Source organism: Streptomyces sp. NPDC006430 (assembly GCF_040612395.1).
Classification (GTDB): Bacteria; Actinomycetota; Actinomycetes; order Streptomycetales; family Streptomycetaceae; genus Streptomyces.
Genome location: NZ_JBEXQA010000003.1, coordinates 135,117 through 157,267 on the forward strand (window position 1 = coordinate 135,117; position 22,151 = coordinate 157,267).

The 22,151-nt window shown below is 73.2% G+C and carries 24 protein-coding genes; 10 read left to right on the forward strand and 14 right to left on the reverse strand.

Going from position 1 to position 22,151, the window contains the following annotated elements:
• Positions 1 to 32 precede the first annotated feature (32 nt).
• Positions 33 to 1,496: a protoporphyrinogen oxidase gene (hemG, locus tag ABZZ20_RS06580; protein WP_356867965.1), complete on the forward strand. Its 1,464-nt coding sequence runs from the start codon at positions 33 to 35 to the stop codon at positions 1,494 to 1,496.
• Between the two features lie 23 nt (positions 1,497 to 1,519).
• Positions 1,520 to 2,233 carry a hydrogen peroxide-dependent heme synthase gene (gene hemQ, locus ABZZ20_RS06585; protein ID WP_356867445.1) on the forward strand — a complete coding sequence of 238 codons (714 nt, stop codon included), beginning with the start codon at positions 1,520 to 1,522 and terminating at the stop codon, positions 2,231 to 2,233.
• Between the two features lie 99 nt (positions 2,234 to 2,332).
• On the opposite strand, the gene ABZZ20_RS06590 is transcribed toward hemQ, so the two are convergent.
• The 5 genes from ABZZ20_RS06590 to ABZZ20_RS06610 all read right to left on the reverse strand — a co-directional run bounded on the left by ABZZ20_RS06590 (position 2,333) and on the right by ABZZ20_RS06610 (position 8,283).
• Positions 2,333 to 4,126 carry an alpha/beta hydrolase gene (locus tag ABZZ20_RS06590; RefSeq protein WP_356867447.1) on the reverse strand — a complete coding sequence of 598 codons (1,794 nt, stop codon included), beginning with the start codon at positions 4,124 to 4,126 and terminating at the stop codon, positions 2,333 to 2,335.
• A 96-nt stretch (positions 4,127 to 4,222) separates the two neighbouring features.
• Positions 4,223 to 4,999, reverse strand: coding sequence for a TIGR04222 domain-containing membrane protein (locus ABZZ20_RS06595; protein ID WP_356867449.1), 777 nt, complete (start codon positions 4,997 to 4,999; stop codon positions 4,223 to 4,225).
• A gap of 19 nt (positions 5,000 to 5,018) precedes the next feature.
• On the reverse strand, positions 5,019 to 6,059 hold the full coding sequence (locus ABZZ20_RS06600; protein WP_356867451.1) for a TIGR04222 domain-containing membrane protein: 1,041 nt from the start codon (positions 6,057 to 6,059) through the stop codon (positions 5,019 to 5,021).
• Positions 6,056 to 7,411 carry a DUF692 domain-containing protein gene (locus tag ABZZ20_RS06605; protein ID WP_356867453.1) on the reverse strand — a complete coding sequence of 452 codons (1,356 nt, stop codon included), beginning with the start codon at positions 7,409 to 7,411 and terminating at the stop codon, positions 6,056 to 6,058. Before ABZZ20_RS06605 ends, ABZZ20_RS06600 begins: the two co-directional genes overlap by 4 nt.
• Before the next feature lie 104 nt (positions 7,412 to 7,515).
• Positions 7,516 to 8,283, reverse strand: a complete 768-nt coding sequence (locus ABZZ20_RS06610) for an aminoacyl-tRNA hydrolase (RefSeq protein WP_356867455.1) — start codon at positions 8,281 to 8,283, stop codon at positions 7,516 to 7,518.
• A gap of 71 nt (positions 8,284 to 8,354) precedes the next feature.
• Between ABZZ20_RS06610 and ABZZ20_RS06615 the strand changes: the two genes are divergently transcribed.
• The 4 genes from ABZZ20_RS06615 to ABZZ20_RS06630 are packed head-to-tail and all read left to right on the forward strand — an operon-like array spanning position 8,355 to position 10,694.
• Positions 8,355 to 9,029 carry an AIM24 family protein gene (locus ABZZ20_RS06615; RefSeq protein WP_356867457.1) on the forward strand — a complete coding sequence of 225 codons (675 nt, stop codon included), beginning with the start codon at positions 8,355 to 8,357 and terminating at the stop codon, positions 9,027 to 9,029.
• Positions 9,026 to 9,841 carry an ATP-binding cassette domain-containing protein gene (locus tag ABZZ20_RS06620; RefSeq protein ID WP_356867966.1) on the forward strand — a complete coding sequence of 272 codons (816 nt, stop codon included), beginning with the start codon at positions 9,026 to 9,028 and terminating at the stop codon, positions 9,839 to 9,841. The genes ABZZ20_RS06615 and ABZZ20_RS06620 overlap by 4 nt, the downstream gene beginning before the upstream one ends.
• A complete protein-coding gene (locus tag ABZZ20_RS06625) occupies positions 9,838 to 10,473 on the forward strand; it encodes an ABC transporter (protein WP_356867459.1) in 636 nt (211 codons plus the stop codon). Before ABZZ20_RS06620 ends, ABZZ20_RS06625 begins: the two co-directional genes overlap by 4 nt.
• 29 nt (positions 10,474 to 10,502) lie before the next feature.
• Positions 10,503 to 10,694: a hypothetical protein gene (locus ABZZ20_RS06630; protein ID WP_356867461.1), complete on the forward strand. Its 192-nt coding sequence runs from the start codon at positions 10,503 to 10,505 to the stop codon at positions 10,692 to 10,694.
• Positions 10,695 to 10,707: 13 nt separating this feature from the next.
• On the opposite strand, the gene ABZZ20_RS06635 is transcribed toward ABZZ20_RS06630, so the two are convergent.
• The 5 genes from ABZZ20_RS06635 to zapE all read right to left on the reverse strand — a co-directional run bounded on the left by ABZZ20_RS06635 (position 10,708) and on the right by zapE (position 15,889).
• Positions 10,708 to 11,499: a polysaccharide deacetylase family protein gene (locus ABZZ20_RS06635; protein ID WP_356867968.1), complete on the reverse strand. Its 792-nt coding sequence runs from the start codon at positions 11,497 to 11,499 to the stop codon at positions 10,708 to 10,710.
• 257 nt (positions 11,500 to 11,756) lie between these two features.
• Positions 11,757 to 12,587 (reverse strand): PPK2 family polyphosphate kinase, encoded by an 831-nt coding sequence (locus tag ABZZ20_RS06640; RefSeq protein ID WP_356867970.1) that lies wholly within the window; start codon positions 12,585 to 12,587, stop codon positions 11,757 to 11,759.
• Between the two features lie 211 nt (positions 12,588 to 12,798).
• On the reverse strand, positions 12,799 to 14,145 hold the full coding sequence (locus ABZZ20_RS06645; RefSeq protein ID WP_356867463.1) for an alkaline phosphatase PhoX: 1,347 nt from the start codon (positions 14,143 to 14,145) through the stop codon (positions 12,799 to 12,801).
• A gap of 184 nt (positions 14,146 to 14,329) precedes the next feature.
• On the reverse strand, positions 14,330 to 14,755 hold the full coding sequence (locus ABZZ20_RS06650; protein ID WP_356867465.1) for an OsmC family protein: 426 nt from the start codon (positions 14,753 to 14,755) through the stop codon (positions 14,330 to 14,332).
• A 69-nt stretch (positions 14,756 to 14,824) separates the two neighbouring features.
• On the reverse strand, positions 14,825 to 15,889 hold the full coding sequence (gene zapE / locus ABZZ20_RS06655) for a cell division protein ZapE (RefSeq protein WP_356867972.1): 1,065 nt from the start codon (positions 15,887 to 15,889) through the stop codon (positions 14,825 to 14,827).
• A gap of 84 nt (positions 15,890 to 15,973) precedes the next feature.
• Between zapE and ABZZ20_RS06660 the strand changes: the two genes are divergently transcribed.
• The 4 genes from ABZZ20_RS06660 to msrB all read left to right on the forward strand — a co-directional run bounded on the left by ABZZ20_RS06660 (position 15,974) and on the right by msrB (position 19,295).
• Positions 15,974 to 16,753: a pyrimidine reductase family protein gene (locus ABZZ20_RS06660; RefSeq protein WP_356867467.1), complete on the forward strand. Its 780-nt coding sequence runs from the start codon at positions 15,974 to 15,976 to the stop codon at positions 16,751 to 16,753.
• 134 nt (positions 16,754 to 16,887) lie between these two features.
• Positions 16,888 to 17,355 carry an indole-3-glycerol phosphate synthase gene (locus tag ABZZ20_RS06665; RefSeq protein ID WP_356867469.1) on the forward strand — a complete coding sequence of 156 codons (468 nt, stop codon included), beginning with the start codon at positions 16,888 to 16,890 and terminating at the stop codon, positions 17,353 to 17,355.
• A gap of 82 nt (positions 17,356 to 17,437) precedes the next feature.
• Positions 17,438 to 18,865, forward strand: coding sequence for a UDP-N-acetylmuramate--L-alanine ligase (gene murC / locus ABZZ20_RS06670; RefSeq protein WP_356867471.1), 1,428 nt, complete (start codon positions 17,438 to 17,440; stop codon positions 18,863 to 18,865).
• Between the two features lie 22 nt (positions 18,866 to 18,887).
• Entirely contained in the window at positions 18,888 to 19,295 is a 408-nt protein-coding gene (msrB, locus tag ABZZ20_RS06675; RefSeq protein ID WP_356867473.1) for a peptide-methionine (R)-S-oxide reductase MsrB, read from the forward strand.
• A 35-nt stretch (positions 19,296 to 19,330) separates the two neighbouring features.
• On the opposite strand, the gene ABZZ20_RS06680 is transcribed toward msrB, so the two are convergent.
• The 4 genes from ABZZ20_RS06680 to ABZZ20_RS06695 form a co-directional block, all read right to left on the reverse strand.
• Complete coding sequence (locus ABZZ20_RS06680; RefSeq protein ID WP_356867475.1) at positions 19,331 to 20,065, reverse strand: hypothetical protein; 735 nt, start codon at positions 20,063 to 20,065, stop codon at positions 19,331 to 19,333.
• A gap of 19 nt (positions 20,066 to 20,084) precedes the next feature.
• Positions 20,085 to 20,960: a hypothetical protein gene (locus tag ABZZ20_RS06685; RefSeq protein WP_356867477.1), complete on the reverse strand. Its 876-nt coding sequence runs from the start codon at positions 20,958 to 20,960 to the stop codon at positions 20,085 to 20,087.
• Positions 20,961 to 21,048: 88 nt separating this feature from the next.
• Positions 21,049 to 21,483 carry a LuxR C-terminal-related transcriptional regulator gene (locus tag ABZZ20_RS06690; protein ID WP_356867479.1) on the reverse strand — a complete coding sequence of 145 codons (435 nt, stop codon included), beginning with the start codon at positions 21,481 to 21,483 and terminating at the stop codon, positions 21,049 to 21,051.
• Complete coding sequence (locus ABZZ20_RS06695; RefSeq protein WP_356867481.1) at positions 21,480 to 22,106, reverse strand: response regulator transcription factor; 627 nt, start codon at positions 22,104 to 22,106, stop codon at positions 21,480 to 21,482. The genes ABZZ20_RS06690 and ABZZ20_RS06695 overlap by 4 nt, the downstream gene beginning before the upstream one ends.
• Positions 22,107 to 22,151 lie beyond the last annotated feature (45 nt).

Consider the following 22,151-nt stretch of genomic DNA (forward strand, 5'->3'; position numbering starts at 1 on the left):
TCTGAGACGATGTGTCCATGCACGAAGCGGACATGCGTACGGACGGTACGGGCGGTACGGGCGGCGCGAAGGACCGGCCGGCCCCGACCGGTCACGTCGTCGTCATCGGCGGCGGCATCGCCGGCCTCGCGGCGGCCCACCGGCTGCTCGCCGACGGGCTGCGCGTCACGCTCCTGGAAGCCGGGCCGCGCCTCGGCGGCAAGCTGTTCGCCGGTGAGCTCGCCGGGGCCCCCGTCGACCTCGGCGCCGAATCGGTGCTCGCCCGCCGCCCAGAAGCCCTGGACCTGGCCCGTGCCGTGGGCCTCGCCGAGGCCCTCCAGCCGCCGGCCACCACCACCGCCCACCTGTGGACCCGCGGTGCGCTGCGACCCATGCCGCGCGGCCACGTCATGGGCGTACCCGGCGATCTGGCACCGCTCGCCGCCTCCGGGGTGCTCTCCGCAGAGGGCCTGGCCCGGATCGAGGCCGAGGGCGAGCTGCCGCCCACCGAGATCGGCGAGGACGTGGCCGTCGGGGAGTACGTCGCCGCCCGCCTCGGCCACGAGGTCGTCGACCGGCTGGTGGAGCCACTCCTCGGCGGGGTCTACGCGGGCAACGCCTACCGCATCTCCATGCGCGCCGCCGTCCCCCAGCTCTTCGAGGTCGCCCGTACGCACCCATCGCTGGGCGAGGGCGTGCGGGAGCTCCAGCGCCGGGCCGCGCAGCAGCCCCAGCAGGCCGGCCCGGTCTTCTCCGGCATCGACGGCGGCATCGGACGGCTCCCGCAGGCCGTGGCCGAGGCGTGCCGGGCGGCCGGGGCGCGGATCAGCACCGGTACCGCCGTGCGCGAGGTCCTCCGTACGGCCGGCGGCTGGCGGGTGGTCGCCGACACGGAGGTCATCGAGGCCGACGCCGTGGTCCTGGCCGTCCCGGCGGGGCCCGCCGCACGGCTGCTGGACGGGCTCGCGCCGGCCGCGGCCGAGGAACTGCGGGCGGTCGACTACGCCTCGATGGCCCTGGTCACGATGGCCTTCCGACGGTCCGAGCTGCCGGCCGCGATCACCGGGGGCGGGGCCAGCGGGTTCCTGGTACCGCCGGTGGACGGACGGACCATCAAGGCCTCCACCTTCTCCAGCAACAAGTGGGCGTGGGCCGGCGCCGACCCCGAGCTGTTCCTGCTGCGCACCTCGGTCGGCCGGTACGGCGACGAGGGCGACCTCCAGCGCGAGGACTCCGAGCTGGTCGAGGTCTCGCTCCGCGACCTCGGCGAGGCCACGGGCCTGGCGGCCCGGCCGATCGCCTCCACCGTCACCCGCTGGGACGGGGGCCTGCCCCAGTACCCGGTCGGTCACCTCGACCGGGTGGCCCGCATCCGCAGCGCCGTCGCGGCCCTGCCGGGCCTCGCGGTGTGCGGCGCGCTGTACGACGGCGTGGGCATCCCGGCCTGCATCGCAAGCGCCGGGAAGGCCGCCGACGTGGTCATGGCCACGTTGGGCACCCCTGGCACCGACCACTGATCAGCACACGGGACAATGGACACATGACTGCACCAGAGAAGATTCCCAACGCGGGGAAGAAGGCGAAGGACCTCAACGAGGTCATCCGCTACACCCTGTGGTCCGTCTTCAAGCTGAAGGACGTACTCCCCGAAGACCGCGCCGGCTACGCCGACGAGGTCCAGGAGCTCTTCGACCAGCTGGCCGCCAAGGACATCACCGTCCGTGGCACCTATGACGTCTCCGGCCTGCGCGCCGACGCGGACATCATGATCTGGTGGCACGCCGAGACCTCGGACGAGCTGCAGACCGCCTACAACCTGTTCCGCCGCACCAAGCTGGGCCGCGCGCTGGAGCCGGTGTGGTCGAACATGGCCCTGCACCGCCCCGCCGAGTTCAACAAGTCGCACATCCCGGCCTTCCTGGCCGACGAGGTGGCCCGCGACTACATCAGCGTGTACCCCTTCGTGCGCTCGTATGACTGGTACCTGCTGCCCGACGAGGACCGTCGCCGCATGCTCGCCGACCACGGCAAGATGGCCCGCGGCTACCCTGACGTGCGCGCCAACACGGTCGCCTCGTTCTCGCTGGGCGACTACGAGTGGATGCTGGCCTTCGAGGCCGACGAGCTCTACCGCATCGTCGACCTCATGCGTCACCTGCGTGCCTCCGAGGCCCGTATGCACGTCCGTGAAGAGGTGCCCTTCTACACCGGACGCCGCAAGTCCGTCGCCGATCTGGTGGCCGGGCTCGCCTGATACCTCCCCTGGGGGGAAGGAACCGGAGGACTGACCTCCTTCGGTGGATCGGGAGGCGCTGCCCCCGAAACGACGCAGCCGGAGACCCCGCCCGGAAGTTCAGACGACAGGCGGCAGCACCACCCCGGGTACCTTCCCGGGGGTCCTTGCTGCCCGGTCGTCCAGCGACACCGGTGCGGGCTCCGGATGCGGCGCACACGTGACGCGCCACCCCGAGGTGTCACCTGTCAGGATGTACCGCTCCACGTGACGGTCCACGCAGTCATTGCGTCCACCGGCCACTCCGTGGGTGCCGGCCCCCTTCTCCGTGACCAGTGCGGCACCGCTGCCGAGCCGCCGCTGAAGTTCCAGCGCGCCCGCGTAGGGGGTCGCCCCGTCCCGCTCCGCCGCGACGATCAGCGTGCGGGGCAGCCCCGCCGGCCGTGCGCCCACTGCCACCGGCTGCTGCCGCTCACGGACCGGCCAGTACGCGCACGGCAGGTTCAGGAACGCGTTGGCCCAGGTCTCGAAGGGCGCCCGGCGCGCCAGTTCGGTGTTGTCGCGGTCCCAGGTCTCCCAGTCCGCGGGCCAGGCGGCGTCGTTGCACAGCACCGCCGTGTAGACGGCGCGCGCGTTCTCCTGCGCTGCCGCCGACTCCGGTTCGGGCCGGGCCTGTTCGACCAGCGGGCCCGGATCGCCGGCCAGGAAGGCGCTGAGCGCGGCCGCCCGTTGCGGCCAGACGTCGTCGTAGTACGCGGCCTGGAGGAAGGCGGCCCGGAGCTCGCCGGTCCCGACGACCCCGCCGGCCGGAGCACGGGCCACCGCGTCGCGGACGCGCACGTAACTCGCCTGGACGGCGGCCGGGGTGGCGCCGAGCCGGTACGCGGCGTGGTGCCGGGCCACCCAGGCGCGGAAGTCGTACCAACGGCGCTCGAACCCTGCTGCCTGGTCGAGGTTGTTGAGGTACCAGATGCGGCGCGGGTCGGGGTTGACGGCGGAGTCAAGGACCATCCGCCCGACGTGGCCCGGGTAGAGCGTGGCGTAGACGGCTCCCAGGTAGGTGCCGTACGAGGCGCCCATGAAGGTCAGCTTCGGCTCGCCGAGCGCGGCGCGGAGCACGTACAGGTCGCGGACGTTGTCGAGGGTCGTGACGTACGGCAGGGCCGCGCCGGACCGCCGCGCGCAGCCTCGGGCGTAGGCCCGTGCGGCGGCGACACGTTCCCGCTTGTACGCGGGGGAGGGCGTCCTCGGGTCCTGGGTGGGGCCCCGGCCGCGGGCGGCGGGGTCCTCGCAGGACAGCGGGGCGGAGCGGCCCACCCCGCGCGGGGCGTAGCCGACGAGGTCGTAGGCCGCCCCGATGCGCTTCCACTCCGGCAGGCCCGCGACGAGCGGGAAGGACATGCCGGAGGCGCCGGGGCCGCCGGGGTTGTACACGAGCGCGCCCTGCCGGGCGGCGCCACCGTGGCCGCTCGCGGGGATCCGGCTGACACCGAGGGAGATCTGCGGACCGTCGGGGCGGGCGTAGTCGAGCGGGACCCGGAGGGTCGCGCAGAGCACGGGCGGGGGCAGCTCCTCGACGGCGGGACAGGACCGGAAGACGAGGTCGCTGCCTCCGGCGGCGGTATGTGCGTCTGCGGTGGTACGGGGACGGGGGCCGACGGCCCCGGGGGCGCCGGTCCCTTCCGGGGGTGCGGGGGTGCTGGCCTCGGGGGTGCCGGTGCCTGCGGCCGTGGCGCGGTCGTCGCGTGCGCGGGCGGCGGCCACGGCTGCGCGGCGGGCGACGAGTTCGGCGCCCGTGGCCTCGGCCGTGCCCGGCACGGGGGCCGTGGCCGCGCGGACCGGGGCCGGGGCGCACAGGACCAGGGAGAGCGCCGCCGCGGCGACGCCGCAGCGTGCGAGAGGAGTCCGCATCATCGCCCCCTTCATCTCTTCGGATGAGCCGATGAGATGGGTTGTGCGGGGCCCTTGTAAAGGATCACCACGGGGTGTCGGCCGCAATCCCCCCGTTGCCTACGACAGTGCCGCCCGGAGGGAGGGATCGGCGAGCACGCGGGAGCCGCGCAGCGCCACGGCCGCGAGGCCGTCCCCGCGACCGCGCTCCCGGTCCAGCGAGACGAGCAGCCGCTGCCCGGCCGGGGAGGCCCACGCGGAGTACGGGTACGTCTCGAACCCGGCGATGGCCAGGCAGCCCAGGGTGAGCAGCAGCGGGAGCGCGAACCAGCACAGGACCACCGTGGTAGCGGTCCCGTCCGTCGGAACGCCCAGTGCGGCCGCGGCCAGCGCGAGCACCAGCACGGTGGCCCGGCGCACGGCCCGGACCCCGCCGGCCACGCCGTCGCGGGCCGCGTCCGACAGCGCGAGACCCGCGGCGCCGAGCCGGACCGCGAGGACCCGAACGGCCTCGTCCCGGGCCGCGGCGCTGCGTACCACGGGCACCGGCGACTGGCCGTCCGGCCCGAACGCGCCGAGCACGGACCGCTCGTGCGGATCGCGGCCCACCGGGTCGACGACGGTCGCCCAGCCGGTGTGGGCCAGCATCAGCCGCCGCTGGCGCTGCATGGAGAGCAGGGTCAGCTCGACGACCCGGCGCGGGCCGCCGGCGAGATAGGCGGCCTCGTACAGCGTCAGCTCGTCGTGGCGGGGCCCGGTGCCCGTACCGGAGCCCGTACCGGTGTCAGGGGCGGGTGCCGCGGCCCTGGCGGCAGCCCTCAGCAGACGGGTGCACGACGCCAGCGCCCGGCCCAGGCCATCAGGAGGAGCAGGATCCAGAACATGGCCGATTCCCACGAGAGGTCGACGTGCCCGGTCAGGAACTGCTGCTACAGCTCGAACCGGACGAGCTGCCGCAACTCGAACTGCTGGAACAGCTGGAGCTGCTGCTCCCACAACTGCTGGAGGAGGAGCCGCAGCTGGAGCCCGACGAGCAACTCGACCCCGAGGAGGCGCAGCTCGATCCGGTGGAGCCGCAGCCCGTTCCGGAGCTCCCCCCGCCATCGCTGCTCGCGCACCATACGACGGGCAGGATCGCGGCGGAAGACCCGCAGGAGTCGACCGAGGACGAGCCGTGGTGGCCGGAGCCCCGTTGGGCGGCTGCCAGCCGGGTGCTGCGGGCTGCCGGTACCAGTTGTTCCCGCAGGTATGGGTCCCGCAGGCCATGCAGCCCGTACAGGGCGGTCTGCACGTGCGGGGTCTGGTCGTTCAGGCACTGCGAGCGCATCTCGCGCAGCGCCGCCACCCCGGCCGGCGTGAGCCGCTGCTTGGCGCGGGCGACGACCACGCAGCCCATCACGATGCCGCCGATCAGGACGGGGAACACCATGAGGGCGAACGGCACCCCGGGCTCGTGTTCGATCGCGAGCGCGACGAACGTGAGCGGCAGGGACGCCACCAGCCACACTCCGCACACCACGGCCTGGACCACGCCCCAGCGCCGCCACCGGCGCCCGGAGCCGGGCGCGACGAGCAGCCCGCGGGAGGCGAGTGCGTCGCCGGTCTCCTGGACGGCGGGGTCGAGCATGGCTGCGTACCGCACCTGGTAGAGCCAGCCGGAAGGGGCCTGTCGATGGGCTTCGAGTACGGCCCGCTCGGCGTGGTCGCCCGCCCGGGCCCCGGGGCGTACGTGGACGATCCCCGGGCCGCCGACCACCAGCCGGCCGTCCCCGAGCAGTGAGACGAGCGCGGCGTCCACGACCGCGCCCGGGCCGCCGGCCATGAACGCGGCCTCGGACAGGTCGTGCAGGCGGGGGGCCGGGCCGGCCAGGGGCGGCCGGGAGCGCCGTAGGCCACGGAGCAGCAGCACGGTGGAGACGACGACGGCGATCCAGGTCGCGAGGGCGAGGAGGTTCATGCCGCACGCCCTGCGAGTGCCCGGGCCCAGCGCACGATCCTCCGGGGCGGTCGCGCCCCGACCCGGTCCTGCCACCAGGTGGTGAGCCGGCGCCGGGCGACGGGGTCGGCGGGTAGGTCCTGGATCAGCAAGTGCTCGGCGAAGTCGAGTGCGTCCCGCCGGTATCCGGCGGCCATGGGGCGGTTGCGGGCGTACGCGAGGAAGGCCTCGCGGTACGGCTCGAAGCCGCCGAGGACGCCGGGCAGCTCGGGCGCGAGCTTCGCGACGACCCCGGCCCGCTTGGCGGCCAGCGCCCGCGCCTGCACCCGTACGCGCTGCCGGTCGAACCCCTCGGGCACGGGCGTGCCCGCCACCAGGGCCGACAACAGTGCGGCCTGCTCCACGCCGACCCGCACCCGTGCCCGCTCCGGCGCCGCCGCGAGGCTGGGCGCGCGGGGCACCTCCGCTCGGGGCACCTCCGCTCGGGGTGCCTCCAGAGGCGGCGGGGGGAGGTACGGGGCACTCGGTCGGGCGGGCGGGCGGCCGGGGGAGCGCCCCACAGGGCCCACCACGGCCCGGATCGCGGCCAGTTCCCCGGCCAGCTCCGCTTCGGGTGGGAAGTCGTCGTCCCGCTCCAGCAGTACCCCCGCGGGCTCCACGCGCCGGCGCAGCTCCGCCAGGACGTCGAGCACCACGGCCGGCACCGGATGAGCATGCGTGTCGTGCCACACCCCGCCCCGCTCGACGCCCCCGGCGACGTGCACGTACGCGAGCGCCTCCAGGGGAATCGCGTCGAGCACGTCGAACGGGTCCTCCCCCCGGTTGACCCGGTTCGTGTGCAGGTTGGCCACGTCGATCAGCAGGCGGACCCCCGTCCGCTCCACCAGTTCCGTCAGGAACTGCGCCTCCGTCAGCTCCTCACCGGGCCAGGAGATCAGCGCGGCGATGTTCTCCAGCGCCAGCGGTACCGGCAGGGCGTCCTGCGCGATCCGCACGTTCTCGCACAGGACGTCCAGTGCGTCGCGCGTCCGCTGCACCGGCAGCAGGTGTCCCGCCTCCAAGGCCGGCGAGGACGTCCGTACGAACGCGATGTGCTCGGTGACGAGCGGTGCCCCCAGTGCCACCGCCCGATCCCCGAGTGCGGCCAGCTTGCCCGCGTCGGGGCGGTCGGCGCCGCCGAGGCCCAGCGAGACCCCGTGCGGCACGACGCGGACGCCGCGTTCGCGCAGCCGGAGCAGCGGGGCGGGCAGGTGTCCGGGGCAGATGTTCTCGGCCACCACCTCGACCCAGTCCAGGCCCGGCAGTCGCTCCACCGCGTCCGCGATCTCCGGCCGCCAGCCGATGCCCACCCCCAGGTGTGCCATGGCCTTCATGTCCCCTCGCCCCCTCCCACCGGTCCGTGTGCCGATGTCATGGCCCCGACGCAGTCGGGCCAACCACGGACGGGGACGTTCAGAGCAACATTTGAGGTTCCCGGTCAGCCCGCACCGTGGCCGCAGAGCCGCGCCCGCAACGCCGGATGATCGGCGACCACCGTCGCCGAGCCGGGGGCGATCTCCGTGAAACCGGCGTCCCGGACCACCGGCAGCCCGCTTCCGCTCAGCTCCGCCCACCGCTCGCGCGGGGCCGTCCGTACGGCCAGCCGGAAACCGGAGTCCTGCCATGCGGTGCGCTCCGGGCCGGTCAGCTCCCACCACGCCAGCTGGGCCGCGTGCCCGGCCTGGGCCATCGCCTTGCCGGCGGACATCTCCAGGGCAGGGTTGAGCCACAGCACCGGAACCCCCGGTGCGGCCGGCACGACCGGCTCCGGGTCGTCCAGGTCGGTCCCCGAGACCTGGAGCTTCGCGAGCTCCTTGGGCCAACCGTCCAGCGGCACGGGCGGGAAGACCCGTACCTGCGACGTGGCGCCGTGCACTGTGACACCGGGCAGGGTCTCGGCCTTGCGCCACTCCGCGCCGCGCGCCCGGCGCACCACCTTCCGGATGCGTGCGTCCTGCCAGTCACGGACCGCCTCGGCCCATTCGCCCCCGTCGCGGGCGCGTTCGTCGGTCAGCAGGACCAGTACGGCGCGGGCCGCCGTCTCCAACGCGTCCGTCCGGGCGGGCGGTTCGGTCTTCTCGATCCGTACCACCAGGGGCAGGACGAACTGCGGTGCCTCGTCGCGGGCGATGCGCTCCCGGCGGAACGGGCTGTCCGCCCCGACGGCGGGTACGTCGGAAGTGTGGTGCGGGTGCTGGCTGCTCATCCCGCCAAGTCTGCCAGCCTCCGCCTTCAGGATGATGCCGCAGGGGTCCGGGCCAGGTGAGGATCGAGCCCATGAAGAGCGATCTCTTTGCGTCCGAGCACCTGGCCCAGCCGTCCGCCACCCCTGGCATGACCCTGCAGAACGCCAAATCCGTGAAGTACGCCGTCAACGGCGAAATGCTGGCCCGGCAGGGCTCGATGGTTGCCTTCCGCGGCAACCTCCAGTTCGAGCGCAAGGGTCAGGGCATAGGCGGCATGCTCAAGCGCGCCGTCACCGGCGAGGGCCTGGCGCTGATGTCCGTACGCGGTCAGGGCGAGGCCTGGTTCGCCCACCAGGCCGGGCACTGCTTCATCATCGACTTCGAGTCTGGCGACGCCCTGACCGTCAACGGGCGCAACGTGCTCTGCTTCGACGCCACGCTGTCGTACGAGATCAAGATGGTGAAGGGCGCCGGCATGACCGGCGGCGGACTCTTCAACAGCCTCTTCACCGGCACCGGCCAGCTCGCCGTGGTCTGCGACGGCAACCCGATCATCATCCCGGTCACGGCCCAGAACCCCGTGTACGTGGACACGGACGCCGTGGTCGGCTGGAGCGCCCAGCTGGAAACCGGCCTGCACCGCTCCCAGTCGATCGGCTCGATGATCCGCGGCGGCTCCGGCGAGGCCGTCCAGCTGAAGCTGAGCGGCGAGGGCTTCGTCATCGTCCGGCCCAGCGAGGTGACCGAAACGGTGGCGGGACACTGAAGCTGTCCGGAGTGGGCCGCCGCTACGGACTGCGGCGGCCCTGGATCCTGCGCGGGGTCGCGCTGGAGCTGCCGCCCGGGGCCCTCGTACGGATCGAGGGCCGCAACGGCGGCGGCAAGTCCACCCTGCTGCGGCTCGTCGCCGGGATCGACACCCCGACCGAGGGGCGGATCACCGGGCGCCCGCACCGCACGGGGTACGTCCCTGAGCGCTTCCCCGCGACGCTCCCGCTCACCGCTGCCGCCTACCTGACGCACATGGGCCGGGTCCACGGCCTCACGCGTGCCGAGGCCGTGCACCGGGCCGCCGGATGGCTGGAGCGCTTCGGCGCCGCCGGGCTCGCGGGCACCCCGCTCGCCGAACTCTCCAAGGGGAGCAGCCAGAAGGTGGCCGTAGCTCAGGCCCTGCTCGCCGAACCCGGGCTGCTCGTCCTCGACGAGGCGTGGACCGGGCTCGACGCGCCCGCCCGCGCCGAGCTGGACCGGGCCGTCGCCGAGCGGACCACCGCCGGAGGCACGGTGGTCTTCGTCGACCATGACCCCGCGCGGCTCGCCGGGGCGGCCGACGCGCACCACCGGGTCGAGGGGGTCGCACTGGTCCCCGTACGGGCGCCGGCCGGCGCGGGGCGGTACGTACGGATCGAGGCCGTGGGACCGCCCGGCGCGGAACCGCCCCCCGGCCTGGCCGCCGAGCCCGCGCCGGGCGGCGGCCTGCGGCTGACCGTGCCCGCCGCCCGGTCCGACGCGGTGCTGTGCGAACTGCTCACCACCCGCCCCTCCTGGCACATCCGCGACGTCCGGGACCTGTCATGACCGGCCTGTTGCGCTACCAGGGCGCCCTGCTGCTGCGCTCGCAGCGCTGGCTCGCGCCCGTGCTGCTGTACGCCGCCTTCCTGGCTGTCGGGGTCCGCCCGGGCGACCCGGTGCTCGACTCGCTGGGCTACGCGGCCGCGGCGCTGGTCCCGGTGGCCGCCTGGCTCGTGCGGGTATGCGTGACCAGCGAACCCGACGCCGCCCGGGACTGCGCCGCCGCCGCTGCCGGTCCGCTCCGGGTGCACGCGGCGGCCCTGCTCACCGCGCTGGGCGGTGCACTGGCCGCCGGGACGGCTGCCGCCGCCGTGGTGCTGCTGCTCGGCAGGCCGGAGCCCGGAGCGGGCCCGGCCGCCCCGGCCGGGGCCGTCGGCGTACTGGTGTGCTCCCTGACCGGGGTGGCCGTGGGCGCACTGTGCAACCGGCCGCTGCTGAAGGCCCCCGGATACGCGGCAGCGGCGGCGGGCCTCGGCTGCCTGCTGGCCGTGGTCACCGCGGGCTCCCCGGCCCGGGTGGCGGTGACCGGACTGGTCACGGGCTCGGCGCAGCCGGCGGTGGGCGCCCTGGCCGGCGCGCTGGCGCTGGCCTGCGCCGCGGGAGCGGTGGCGTGCCGGGCTGCCGCCCGGCGGGGCTGAGTACGTACGGGCTGAGTACGCTCGTACGCATGGACCAGCCTGGACAGGACGTGCCGTACTGCCCCGCCCCGGAGGCCCGCGCCGCGGCCGGGGTGGGGCCGCCGTACGCCGATTGCCTGGAGTGCGGCAAACCCACCGAGTACGGGGTCGCGACCCCGGGCGTGGTGCTGTGCCCGGTCTGCGAGTGGCAGGACGCGCAGCGCACGGCCTGCTCCGGCTGAGCCCTCGGCCGGCCTACTTGCCGATGAGCTCGGACACCTTCACGAAGCGGTAGCCGCGCTTGCGCAGCTCCGGGACGATCTTCCGGATCGCCTCTTCGGTGACCGGGGCCGCGCTGCGCGTGCAGTGCATGACCACCACCGAGCCGGGCTTCACTCCCGAGAGGACCTGCTCGGCCACCGCGTCGGGGTCCTTGGCGAAGGCGTCCCCGCTGACCACGTCCCATTGGACGGCCGTGACCTTGGCCGTGGAAATGGCCCGCAGCGCCTGGTCGTCGTAGCAGCCGCCGGGGAAGCGGAAGTACGGGACGGTGTTGACGGCGCCGGCCGCACGGAAGGCGGCGAAGGCCCGGTCCACATCGGCCCGGGCGGCTGCGCCGTCGAGCGCGGGGAGCCCGTAGCAGGGCGAGGTGAAGGCGTGGTGGCTGTACGAGTGGTTCGCGATCTCGAAGGTGGGGTCGGTGCCGATGGACTTGGCCTGGTCCGGGTACTCCTCGGCCCACCGGCCGGTCATGAAGATCGTCGAGGGCACCTGGAGCTTGCGCAGGGTGGCGATCAGCTGGGGGTTGTCGAAGTGCTCCCCGGCGGCGGCGCGCGGCCCCTGGTCGGAGGTCATGTCGGCGTCGAAGGTCAGCGCGACGGTCTTGTCGCCGTGCTGCTTCGCCCGCTCGAAGACCGGGGTCAGGCCGTTCGGTCCGGGGGCCAGGGTCGGGGCCTTGGCCGGCGGCGGGGCGGCTGCCGGAGAGGAGGCGCCCGCGCGGGGCGGGGCGGGTGAGGACGACGTTGTCGAGGCCGCGGGGGTGCCCATGCGGGCCTGGCCGCCGGAACCGGAGCCGGAGGCGCTGTTGCCGCCCCCGCATCCTGCGAGGGCGGTGCAGAGAGCGGCACTGAGGGCGGCCGCGACCGCCACATTGCGCACAGAAGGGGTCACGGATGCAAAATATATGACGATCTGCCAATCGGACCGTCGCGGCACGAGGGTGGCCCGGCACGTCGCCCGCTCGTACGGACCTCAGCCCTCTCAGCCCCCTTAACCCTCTCAGCTCCGTCAGGTCTTCGGCCCCGTCAGGTCTTCAGCAGCCGGGCGCGGCACGCCGCGACGTCGAAAGCGGCGGGGGGATAGTGCGGATCGATCTCCTCCAGGTGTTCGAGCAGCAGCTGGCTGATCGCCCAGTTGCGGTACCACTTGTGGTCCGAGGGGACGACGTACCAGGGCGCGGCGTCGGTGGAGCACTGCTCCAGGGCAAGCTCGTACGCGGTCTGGTAGGCGGGCCACCTGCTGCGCTCGTCGATGTCGGCAGGGTCGAACTTCCAGTGCTTCTCGGGGTTGTCGAGCCGTTCCAGGAGCCGGTTGCGCTGCTCCTCGTAGCTGATGTGGAGGAAGGCCTTCACCACGGTCACGCCGTCGTCCGCGAGGGACTGCTCGAACTGGTTGATCTGGGCGTATCGGCGGTTCAGGTGGCTGCGCGGCACCAGTTCGTGGACGCGGGCGATGAGCACGTCCTCGTAGTGCGAACGGTCGAAGACGCCGATCTCGCCCGGATGGGGCAGGGCCCTCATGATGCGCCAGAGGAAGGGGTGGTCCCGTTCCTCGGGGGTGGGGGCCCGGAAGGCCTTGATGCGGCAGCCGTACGGTGTGAACAGCCCGATCACGTGTTTCACGGTGCCCCCCTTGCCGCTGGTGTCCATGCCCTGTAGGACGAGCAGGAGGCGCCGGCGGTCACCGGCGGTACTGGCCGCGTACAGCCGTTCCTGGAGGGAGGCGAGCGGCCCGGCGAGCTCGGCGGTGGCGGCCAGGGCGGCGGCCTTGTCCGTCGGGCCGGCCGGCGTGGCGGCGGCGTGGAAGGAGTCGAGGTCCACGCGTCCACCGGTGGGCACGCGGAGCACCGGGCGCAACCGGTCGGGGCCGTCCCCGGCGGGGCGGGAGCCCGGCGGGGCGGACTCCTCTCCCCGGCCGTGGTTCCCGGCCCTCTCGTCGTTCTCCTTGGTCTTCTTGGCCACCGCCGCCTACCCCCGTCCGCTCGATTCCCTCCGATCCTCCATCACATCGAACGGCGTCGCGAGGTGTCCGAAGGTCCCGGGGCGGGGGCCACAGGGCCCGTGCGGTTCAGTGCCAGGGGCCCGTCACGGCGAAGGTGGTGCCCGGGGCGTAGGCGTTGACGTACATCGTCCGCCGGTCCGGGGAGAAGGTGACCCCGGCGAACTCTCCCCACTCCGGAGCCCCGGGGCGGCCGATGTCGTCGGCGTTGCGGGCCATCGGGTAGACCTCGCCGCCCGAGGTCACGCCGAAGACGTACTGCGTGCCGGCGCCGTCCTCGCACACCATCAGGCCGCCGTCCGGGGCCAGACAGATGTTGTCGGGGGAGTCCCCGGGCAGTCGTACGTCGGAGTCCGGGCCGAAGACCACGTCCAGGCGGATCGTGGCGCGCCGTGGGTCGTGGAACCACACCTGTCCGTGGTGGTCGGCGGCGGCGCCCTCGCGGCGGCGGGCGTAGCTGGAGACGAAGTGGACGCCGCCGTCGCCCCAGTAGCAGCCCTCCAGCTTCTGCGCGTGGGTGATCCCGCCCCGCCCGAAGTCCTGGAACCGGATCGGGGTGCCGCCCGCCGAGGGGTCCGGTACGGGCACCCACTCCACGGGGAACTCGGCGCCGGGCTCGTCCACCACCGAGAGGTCCGGCAGCCCGGGCACGCGCAGGGCCTGGAGGGCCCCGCCGGCGCGCAGGGACCCGAGGCCGCCGAGGGGCCGTACCGGCAGGAAGCGGTAGAAGAGCCCGAAGGGCTCGACGAAGGCGTCCTCGGTCTCGTAGACGGTCCCGCGGTACGGGTCCACGGCGACGGCCTCGTGCGCGAAGCGGCCCATCGCGGTGAGCGGGACGGCGCCGCTGCGGTGCGGGTCGGCGGGGTCGACCTCGAAGACGAAGCCGTGGTCCTCGGTGTACCCGGCGGTTCCGGCCCGGTCCTCGGTCTCCTCGCAGCTGAGCCAGGTGTTCCAGGGGGTTCGGCCGCCCGCGCAGTTGACGGCGGTGCCGGCCAGGGCGACGCGCTCGGCGGTGACGCCGCCGTCGGGACCGAGGTCGAGGAGGGTGCAGCCGCCGTGGGCCCGGGGGTCGTAGGTGAGGCCCTCGACGGCCGGGACGCGGAGCGCGGCGGTGGTGCGGTTCTCGTGGTTGCGCACGAGGTGGACCCGGCCGGCTCCGGCGTCGAAGGCCGCCATGCCGTCGCAGTTGGCCGGTACCACGCCCTCGCCGGAGCGCAGGGGGTCGCCCGCGCGGGAGAGGACCCGGTAGCCGAACCCGGCGGGGAGGTCGAGGAGCCGGTAGGGGTCGGGGAGCAGCGGGCCGTATCCGTGCCGTGTCGGGGCGGCCAGCGGGTTCCCGGCGAAGAGGGCGCCGAGGCTGCCGGTGAAGGCGATGCCGGCGCCGGCGGCGAGCAGGCTGCGTCGGGTCAGGGACATCGGCGGCTCCCGGGGCGAGGGTGAGGGGGCCCGTGGTACCACGCCACCGCGCCGGCCGGGGCCCGACGCGTACGGCGACCACCCCCGACTCACCCCGCCGGACCCGACGCAGCCGGTTCTGCGCGGGCCCGGTTACGGGCCGTGGCGGGGCACCGGTGGGCGCCCCGCCGGTGGCGGCGAGCCGTCAGGCGAGCTTCGCGGAGAGGGTGATCGTCGTCCCCGTCAGGGCCTGGCTGACCGGGCAGTTCTTCTTCGCGTCCTCGGCCGCGGCGACGAAGGCGTCGTTGTCCAGCCCCGGAACCTCGCCCTCCACCGTGAGGTGGATGCCCGTGATGCCCTCGCCGGGCTGGAACGTGACGTCCGCCTTGGTCTCCAGGCGGCTGGGCGGGGTGCCCTTGCCCGCGAGGCCGTGGGACAGGGCCATGGAGAAGCAGCTGGAGTGCGCGGCGGCGATCAGCTCTTCCGGGCTGGTCTTGCCGTTGGGCGCCTCCGCGCGGGCGGGCCAGGAGACGTCGTACGAACCGAGGCCGGATGAGTCGAGGGTGACGACCCCCTTGCCCTCCAGCAGGTTGCCTTCCCAGACGGTGTGTGCGTGACGCGTGGTCGCCATGTTCTCTGGTATCCCTTCGCGGAAGTGGGAACTGCCGGCCCGCGCGAGACGGGCCGGCAGTTCCCAAACCTACTGGGACACCAGGGGTTTCGCGTCGCGGGCCAGCGCGGTGAGCCGCGAGATGGCCCGGAAGTACTTCTTGCGGTAGCCGCCGTTGAGCATCTCTTGACTGAAGAGGCGGTCGAAGGGCACGCCCGAGGCCACGACCGGTATCTCGCGGTCGTACAGGCGGTCCGCCAGGACCACCAGTCGCAGCGCCGTCGACTGGTCCGGGACCGGGCCGACGTCGGTGAGGCAGACCGCCGATATGCCGTCGGTCAGCGCGCCGTACCGGCTGGGGTGGACCCGGGCCAGGTGTTCCAGCAGGCCCGGGAAGTCGTCCAGGCTCGCGCCCTCGGTCGCGTACGCGGCCTTCGCCACCTGCTCGTCCGAGAACGGCGCCGGGGCCTCCGGGAGCCCGCGGTGGCGGTAGTCCTGGCCGTCGATGCGCAGCGGGCGGAAGTGCGCCGACAGGCCCTGGATCTCCCGCAGGAAGTCCGCGGCGGCGAAACGGCCCTCGCCGAGCTTGCCGGGCAGGGTGTTGGAGGTGGCGGCCAGCGCCACGCCCTGCTCGACGAGGCGGCTGAGCAGGGAGGAGACGAGGACGGTGTCGCCCGGGTCGTCCAGTTCGAACTCGTCGATGCACAGCAACCGGTGTCCGCCCAGGGTCTGCACGGTCTGCTGGAAACCGAGCGCGCCGACCAGGTTGGTCAGCTCGACGAAGGTGCCGAAGGCCTTGAGTGCGGGCTCGGCCGGGGTGGCGTGCCACAGGGAGGCCAGCAGGTGGGTCTTGCCGACGCCGTAGCCGCCGTCGAGGTAGACCCCGCGCGGGCCGGGGGCCTCCGTGGGCTTCTTGGCGAACCAGCGCCGCTTGCCGGCACCGGTCGCGTGCGCCCCGCCGAGGCCGGCCGAGAAGCCGCTCAGGACGGTGACGGCCTCGGCCTGGCTCGGCTGGGTCGGGTCCGGGTCGTACGTGTCGAAGCGCACCGAGTCGAAACGCGGGGGCGGCACCATCTCGGCCACCAGCCGCTCGGCAGGCACCCGCGGCTCGCGTGCGCACAGGGCCTGCGGGCCGACGTCGCCCCGGTCGGCTATCGGGGGTCGCCCGTAGGGGGAGTCGGAGGTGGAGAGTGATGTTGACACAGCTCATAACTCTACGGGGCGTGGCACACTGCACCGATGCGACGCCTGTTCCCTGTGACCGATCAAACACCGGACCCCGCTGACCTCGGCGACCGCGAGTGGTCGCTGGACGAGCTGGCGGAGGCCTACGCGTACCCCGAGCTCGGGCCGGAGGGCCACTGGCTGCGGGCCAACATGGTCTCCACCCTGGACGGCGCGGCCCAGCACGACGGGCGCTCGCAGCCGATCTCCAGCGAGACCGACATGAGGATCTTCGGCACCCTGCGGGCGCTGGCCGATGTGGTGGTGGTCGGCGCTGAAACGGTTCGCCAGGAGGGGTACCGCCCGGCCCGGGCCCGGGAGGCCTTCGCGGCCCGGCGCGCGGCCGCCGGGCAGGGCCCGGCGCCCGCCGTTGCGGTGGTGACCGCCTCGCTGGACCTGGACTTCTCGCTGCCCCTGTACACCTCCCCCCTGGTGCCCACCCTCGTGGTCACCGGGGCAGCTGCCCCCGCCGATCGGGTGGCCGCGGCCACCGAGGCCGGCGTCGAGGTGGTGGTGGCCGGCGAGGGGGCCGGGGCCGATCCGGCCCGGATGGTGCGGGAGCTCGCGGACCGGGGGCTGCGCCGTCAGCTCACCGAGGGCGGGCCCCGGCTGCTGGGCCAGTTCGTGGCCGCCGACGTGCTGGACGAGCTGTGCCTGACGATCGCGCCGATGCTCACCGCGGGTGACGCCCAGCGCATCTCGGGAGGCCCCTCGGTCGCCGTCCCGCACCGGCTGGTGCCCGCCTGTGTACTGGAAGAGGCCGGGTTCCTCTTCACGAGCTACCGTCGGATCTGACAAGGGGCGGAATTTCCCGTTCCGCTTAGCTTTAGCTGGGCACATATACCTGCGCACGTCCCGTGCGAGAGCGGGCAGGATGGTTTCCGCAGGGGCCGGCCGACCGGCCGTGGCCCATGAAGGAGAGGGCGTCCGTGTTCACGAGCGTTTTGATGATCGAGCAGCCGCTGACCAGCGTCGACGTGGACTTCGTCACCAGCCTCCACGGGGACGACCCGGTCTCCTTCCTCGTCCTCATGCAGCCCCGGGGCGACCAGGACCGGCTGCTGCGCGCCATCGATGACGTCGCGCTCGGCGAGCTCCCCGGGGCGCTCCACGAGGCCGACGTGCCCGAGGGCCGCGACGCCCGCGGCCCCGCCGAGCAGGCCCTCGCGTACTCCCTGGAGGTCCTGCGCAAGAAGGGCGCCAGGGCCACGGGACAGATCGTCGAGGACCATCCGCTCGACAAGCTGAAGAGCGTCGTCGAGGAGTCGAACGCCGACGAGGTGATCGTCTTGACCGCCCCGCACTTCGTGGAGGAGTTCTTCCACCGGGACTGGGCTTCCCGCGCGCGCCACAAGGTCGGGGTTCCGGTGCTCAAGCTCTTCGCCCACAACGAATAGGCTGGCGTCCGACAGACTCGTCGAGGCGGTCCGCTCCGCCCCGACTTCCGACGTACCGACCCGCACCTTGGGGAGAACCCGTATGACGCCGCCCGGCCTGCCGAACGCCATGGAACGCCCGCACTTCATCGGCATCGGCGGCGCCGGGATGTCCGGCATCGCGAAGATCCTCGCCCAGCGCGGCGGGCAGGTCGCCGGCAGCGACGCCAAGGACTCCGAGACCGCCCGGGCGCTGCGCGCCCAGGGCGCCACGGTCCACATCGGGCACGCGGCCGGCCACCTCGCCGACGACGCCACCTGCGTGGTCGTCTCCAGCGCCATCCGCCACGACAACCCGGAGCTGGCCCGCGCCGCCGAGCTCGGCATTCCCGTCGTGCACCGCTCCGACGCCCTGGCCGGGCTGATGGACGGCCTGCGCCCGATCGCGGTCGCGGGCACGCACGGCAAGACCACGACCACCTCGATGCTGGCGGTGTCCCTGTCGGCCCTGGGCCTGGACCCCTCGTACGCCATCGGCGGGGACCTGGACGCCCCCGGCTCCAACGCCCACCACGGCGAGGGCGACATCTTCGTGGCCGAAGCGGACGAAAGCGACCGCAGCTTCCACAAGTACACCCCGCAGGTCGCGATCATCCTCAACGCCGAGCTCGACCACCACGCGAACTACGCGTCGATGGACGAGATCTACGAGTCCTTCGAGACCTTCGTCGGCAAGATCGTGCCCGGCGGCACCCTGGTCGTCGCCCACGGGCAGGCGGGCGCGGCCGAGATCGCGGCCCGCGTCCGCGGCAACGACGGCCTGAACGTCGTCACGTACGGCGAGGAGGACGGGGCGGACGTACGGATCACGAAGATCACCCCGCGCGGCCTGACCAGCGAGGTCACCGTCGTCCTGGACGGCCGGATGCTCACCTTCACCGTCTCCGTGCCCGGCCGCCACTACGCGCACAACGCCGTCGCGGCCCTCGCCGCCGGCGTCGCCCTCGGCATCCCGGCGCACAACCTGGCCTCCGCCCTCGGCAAGTACACCGGCGTCAAGCGCCGCCTCCAGCTCAAGGGCGAGGCCGCCGGCGTACAGGTCATCGACTCCTACGCGCACCACCCCACCGAGATGACCGCCGACCTGGAGGCCATCCGGGGCGCCGCTGCGGGTGCCTCCCACGCCGAAGGCGTAGGGGGAGACTCGCGGATCCTGGTCGTCTTCCAGCCGCACCTCTTCTCCCGCACCCAGGAGCTGGGCAAGGAGATGGGCCAGGCCCTCTCCCTCGCGGACTCCGCCGTGGTCCTGGACATCTACCCGGCCCGCGAGGACCCGATCCCCGGGGTCACCAGCGAGATCATCATCGACTCGGCGCGCGCCGCGGGCGCCGATGTGACGGCCGAGCACGACAAGGGCGCCGTCGCCGACGTCATCGCGGGAATGGCGAAGCCGGGCGATCTCGTTCTCACCATGGGCGCGGGCGACGTCACGGACCTCGGTCCGGCGATCCTCGCCCGGCTGGCGGACTGAGCGACGAGGGAGCGGGAGAGTCATGTCGTACGAGGTCGAGAAGACGGACGAGCAGTGGCAGGCGGAGCTGACGCCGTCCGAGTACCAGGTGCTGCGCCTCGCGGGCACCGAGCCGGCGTTCCGCGGTGAGTACACCGACACCGAGACGGCGGGCGTCTACTCCTGCCGCGGTTGCGGCGCCGAACTGTTCCGCTCCACGGAGAAGTTCGCGTCGCACTGCGGCTGGCCGTCCTTCTACGACCCGAAGGACTCCGACGCCGTCGAGCTGAAGGCGGACGTCTCGCACGGGATGGTCCGCACCGAAGTGCTCTGCGCGAAGTGCGGCTCCCACCTGGGCCACGTGTTCGAGGGCGAGGGCTACCCCACGCCCACCGACCAGCGCTACTGCATCAACTCGATCTCGCTCCGGCTCACCCCCGACGAGGGCTGAGCCGCTCGGCGAGGGCTGAGCCGCCCGGCGCGGGATCAGACCGCGACACGGTCCAGGGCGGGGCGGAACTGGTCGTAGAAATCGGTCTTGAGCCGGAGCGACCGCTCCTCCAACTCCTTGAAGCAGTCGGTCGATTCCTCGCGGGCGAGGAGCTCGGTCACCCGGGTGGCCAGGCGGTCGGAGTGGGAGCCGGAGAGCAGGGACACCGTCCCGAGGGAGTGCGTCTTCGCGTCGTGGACGTGGTGCGGATGGTAGAAGCGGGAGCGGTTCTCGCCCTCGCGCGTGAGCAGCGGGCCCATCCGCTCCCACAGCCGTCCGTACTCGACGGAGACCAGGACCTCGCCCCAGAACCGGAGGATCGTCAGCAGCCGCAGGTCGGCGTTGTCGTGGGCGCCCGCTTCGGCGATCAGCTCGAAGGCGCCCTCGACGGCCCGCTTCGTCGCAGCCGTCGGCCGCGACCCCACCAGGGCCGCCCTGGAAATCCCGAGCCGGTGCAGGTCGTCCGTCATGTCCTCACGGTGCGAGGGCGTGTGCCCGTTCCCGTCGGGGTACTCCTCGCGCAGGATGACCCTGGCGATCCGGCGCCCGGCCTCGTCGCGCAGCAGGTCGATCGCCAGATCGTAGGACGGGGTGAAGGCGAGCGACACGAAGCGCCGCTGGAGCAGGAGCGCGGCGAAGTCCGCGTCCGGCAGCAGCGAGACGTTCGCCAGGACCGGATGCTGCGCGAACCGTTCGATCAAAGAGTCCTCGAACGCGTCCAGATCGTGCATGGCCGTACCTTTCCCTGGATCAGAGGTTGATGTTCCTGATCGAGTCGCGCCAGGCGCGCAGATCCACGTCGCTGCCGATGCGCCACAGCGTGTCCAACTCCTTGCGGACCTCCGCGCCCATGACGGTGTCATCACCGTCGATCTCGGTCTGGGTGGAGTCGATGGCGAGCTGGCCGTGCAGGAACGAGCTGACGAGGAAATGCCCGTCCACCTTGAACACGGCAATGGACGGCAGGGAGTTGTACACCCGCACCTGGAGCCGCGGCCGGCTCTCCTCTCGAATCGCCAGGTACAGCTCGGCGAGGCCGGCCAGGCACCGTTCCACGCTCGCCCTCACGTCCACCGCGAGCGCGCGGTCGCGCACCGCCGTCAACGCCTCGTCGCGCAGTCCCGCCACGGGCGACGCCGGGTGCAGCAGCATGATGCGCACCGGGACCTGCCGGTCGACGATCGCCTTCTTCAACGCCGATTCGAGGTGTTCGAGGTTGGGGATCCAGGTCTGAAGGATCACCACCTCCTCTCCGGCGCCGTGCACGAACTCCGTGAACTCGTCCTCGGGAAAGCGCCGGTGCACCTTGACCACACCGCTGTAGTGCTCCTGTTTGAGCTGCTGGGCGACGGAGTCGATGTCCAGTTTGGACAGGTGCGCCTCGATGTTGGCGTCCAGTGCCGTGACCTGTGCCTGGACGTCGTCGAGCTTGCGCAGGCGGTCGATCTCCAGCAGGAGGAACACGGTGACCGTGCTCAGGATGAGCAACGTGACCTTCGGGAGCGCACCCCCGGGAGCCAACGCGTCGAGCCACCCGAAGAGGTCGGCGAGCAGCACCACGACACCCGAGGTGGCCATCAAGGCCAGCGCGACCCGCTCCGCCCGATAGCGAAATTCGCTGTTCATGCCACCCCAGCCCCCCGGCGTGCCGTCATCGGCGATGACCGTACACCGCGCCGCCGTCCTTCGGACGTCTTCCTGGACAAGTGCGGCCTCAAATCAGGCTGTGGCGGACCGCACGCGCCACCGCGTGGGCGCGGTTGCGGGCCTGGAGACGGGACATCAGCTCGTAGATCACGTTCTTGATCGTATGCTCCGAACAGGACAGGGTGCGGGCGATCACCGCATTGCCGTGGCCCTCCGCCATCAGCGTGAGCACCGCGGTCTGACGGGCCGTGAGCCGGGGGGCGTCCGGCGGGGTCGCGGACCGCAGGGTCGGCGCCGTGGAGCCGGCGGCCGTGCAGGACGCGGCAGCGGCAGCGGTGGCGGCGGAGGTGGCGGCGGCGCCGAGCAGCCGGACCAGGGCCGGGTACGGCATCCGGCCGTCGCCCGCCTCGCGCAGCAGTCTCAGCCGGTCCGCCGGCGCCGCGGCCTGACCGCGTACGGATGCGGGCGCGCTCCCGCGGGTGAGTTCGGCGACGGCGGTCACAACAGACCCACCCGGAGGGCATAGGCGACCGCGTGCGCGCGGTTGCGCAGCCGGAACCGCTGGGTGATGTCGTGGACGACGGTCGTCACGGTGCGCGGCGAGTAGCACAGCCGCTTGGCTATCTCGTTCGTCTCGTGACCGTCGGCGACCAGGCGCAGCACGCTGCGCTCCCGGTCGCTCAGTCCCGCCGCGGCCCAGGGGTCCGCGGACCCCTCGGACCCCGCGCCGCCGGAACCGGAGCGCTCCAGCAGCCGGTCCAGGAGGTCCGGCGGCAGCGTGCAGTCGCCGCGGGAGGCGGCCAGTACGGCGCGCGCCAGTCGGACGGCGTCCGCCTCGCGGCGGCGCAGCAGTCCGCGGGCGCCGGCCGCTATGGCGTGCAGGGCGCCGTCCGGAGCCAACTCGCCGGCCACCAGGACCACATCGGGACGGGCCGGGGTGTCACGGATGGTGCGCAGGACGTCGAGCTCCGGCCTACCGACCTGGTCCACGGTCATGACCACGACCCGCGGTGCGCCGTCGGGGGCCGTCAGACGGACCTCCGGGCAGACGGACAGGGTGCTCTTGGTTCCGGCTTCCAGCACGGGGTCGAATGCGACGACGTCGACAGGGACGGGTTCTCCCACCAGGTCCTCCGATGATCATCCGCCGGCCGGGGTGCCGGTCGGGCG

Coding starts and splice junctions, on each gene's coding strand:
- ABZZ20_RS06645 (WP_356867463.1), bottom strand. CDS start 14,145: ATGTCCCTGACCCGACGCAGCCTGCTCGCCGCCGGCGCCGGCATCGCC.
- ABZZ20_RS06660 (WP_356867467.1), top strand. CDS start 15,974: ATGCGACGCCTGTTCCCTGTGACCGATCAAACACCGGACCCCGCTGAC.
- ABZZ20_RS06590 (WP_356867447.1), bottom strand. CDS start 4,126: ATGATGCGGACTCCTCTCGCACGCTGCGGCGTCGCCGCGGCGGCGCTC.
- ABZZ20_RS06615 (WP_356867457.1), top strand. CDS start 8,355: ATGAAGAGCGATCTCTTTGCGTCCGAGCACCTGGCCCAGCCGTCCGCC.
- ABZZ20_RS06680 (WP_356867475.1), bottom strand. CDS start 20,065: ATGCACGATCTGGACGCGTTCGAGGACTCTTTGATCGAACGGTTCGCG.
- msrB (WP_356867473.1), top strand. CDS start 18,888: ATGTCGTACGAGGTCGAGAAGACGGACGAGCAGTGGCAGGCGGAGCTG.
- ABZZ20_RS06650 (WP_356867465.1), bottom strand. CDS start 14,755: ATGGCGACCACGCGTCACGCACACACCGTCTGGGAAGGCAACCTGCTG.
- ABZZ20_RS06685 (WP_356867477.1), bottom strand. CDS start 20,960: ATGAACAGCGAATTTCGCTATCGGGCGGAGCGGGTCGCGCTGGCCTTG.
- ABZZ20_RS06625 (WP_356867459.1), top strand. CDS start 9,838: ATGACCGGCCTGTTGCGCTACCAGGGCGCCCTGCTGCTGCGCTCGCAG.
- ABZZ20_RS06610 (WP_356867455.1), bottom strand. CDS start 8,283: ATGAGCAGCCAGCACCCGCACCACACTTCCGACGTACCCGCCGTCGGG.
- ABZZ20_RS06635 (WP_356867968.1), bottom strand. CDS start 11,499: ATGGGCACCCCCGCGGCCTCGACAACGTCGTCCTCACCCGCCCCGCCC.
- hemQ (WP_356867445.1), top strand. CDS start 1,520: ATGACTGCACCAGAGAAGATTCCCAACGCGGGGAAGAAGGCGAAGGAC.
- ABZZ20_RS06605 (WP_356867453.1), bottom strand. CDS start 7,411: ATGAAGGCCATGGCACACCTGGGGGTGGGCATCGGCTGGCGGCCGGAG.
- ABZZ20_RS06600 (WP_356867451.1), bottom strand. CDS start 6,059: ATGAACCTCCTCGCCCTCGCGACCTGGATCGCCGTCGTCGTCTCCACC.
- murC (WP_356867471.1), top strand. CDS start 17,438: ATGACGCCGCCCGGCCTGCCGAACGCCATGGAACGCCCGCACTTCATC.
- ABZZ20_RS06630 (WP_356867461.1), top strand. CDS start 10,503: ATGGACCAGCCTGGACAGGACGTGCCGTACTGCCCCGCCCCGGAGGCC.
- hemG (WP_356867965.1), top strand. CDS start 33: ATGCGTACGGACGGTACGGGCGGTACGGGCGGCGCGAAGGACCGGCCG.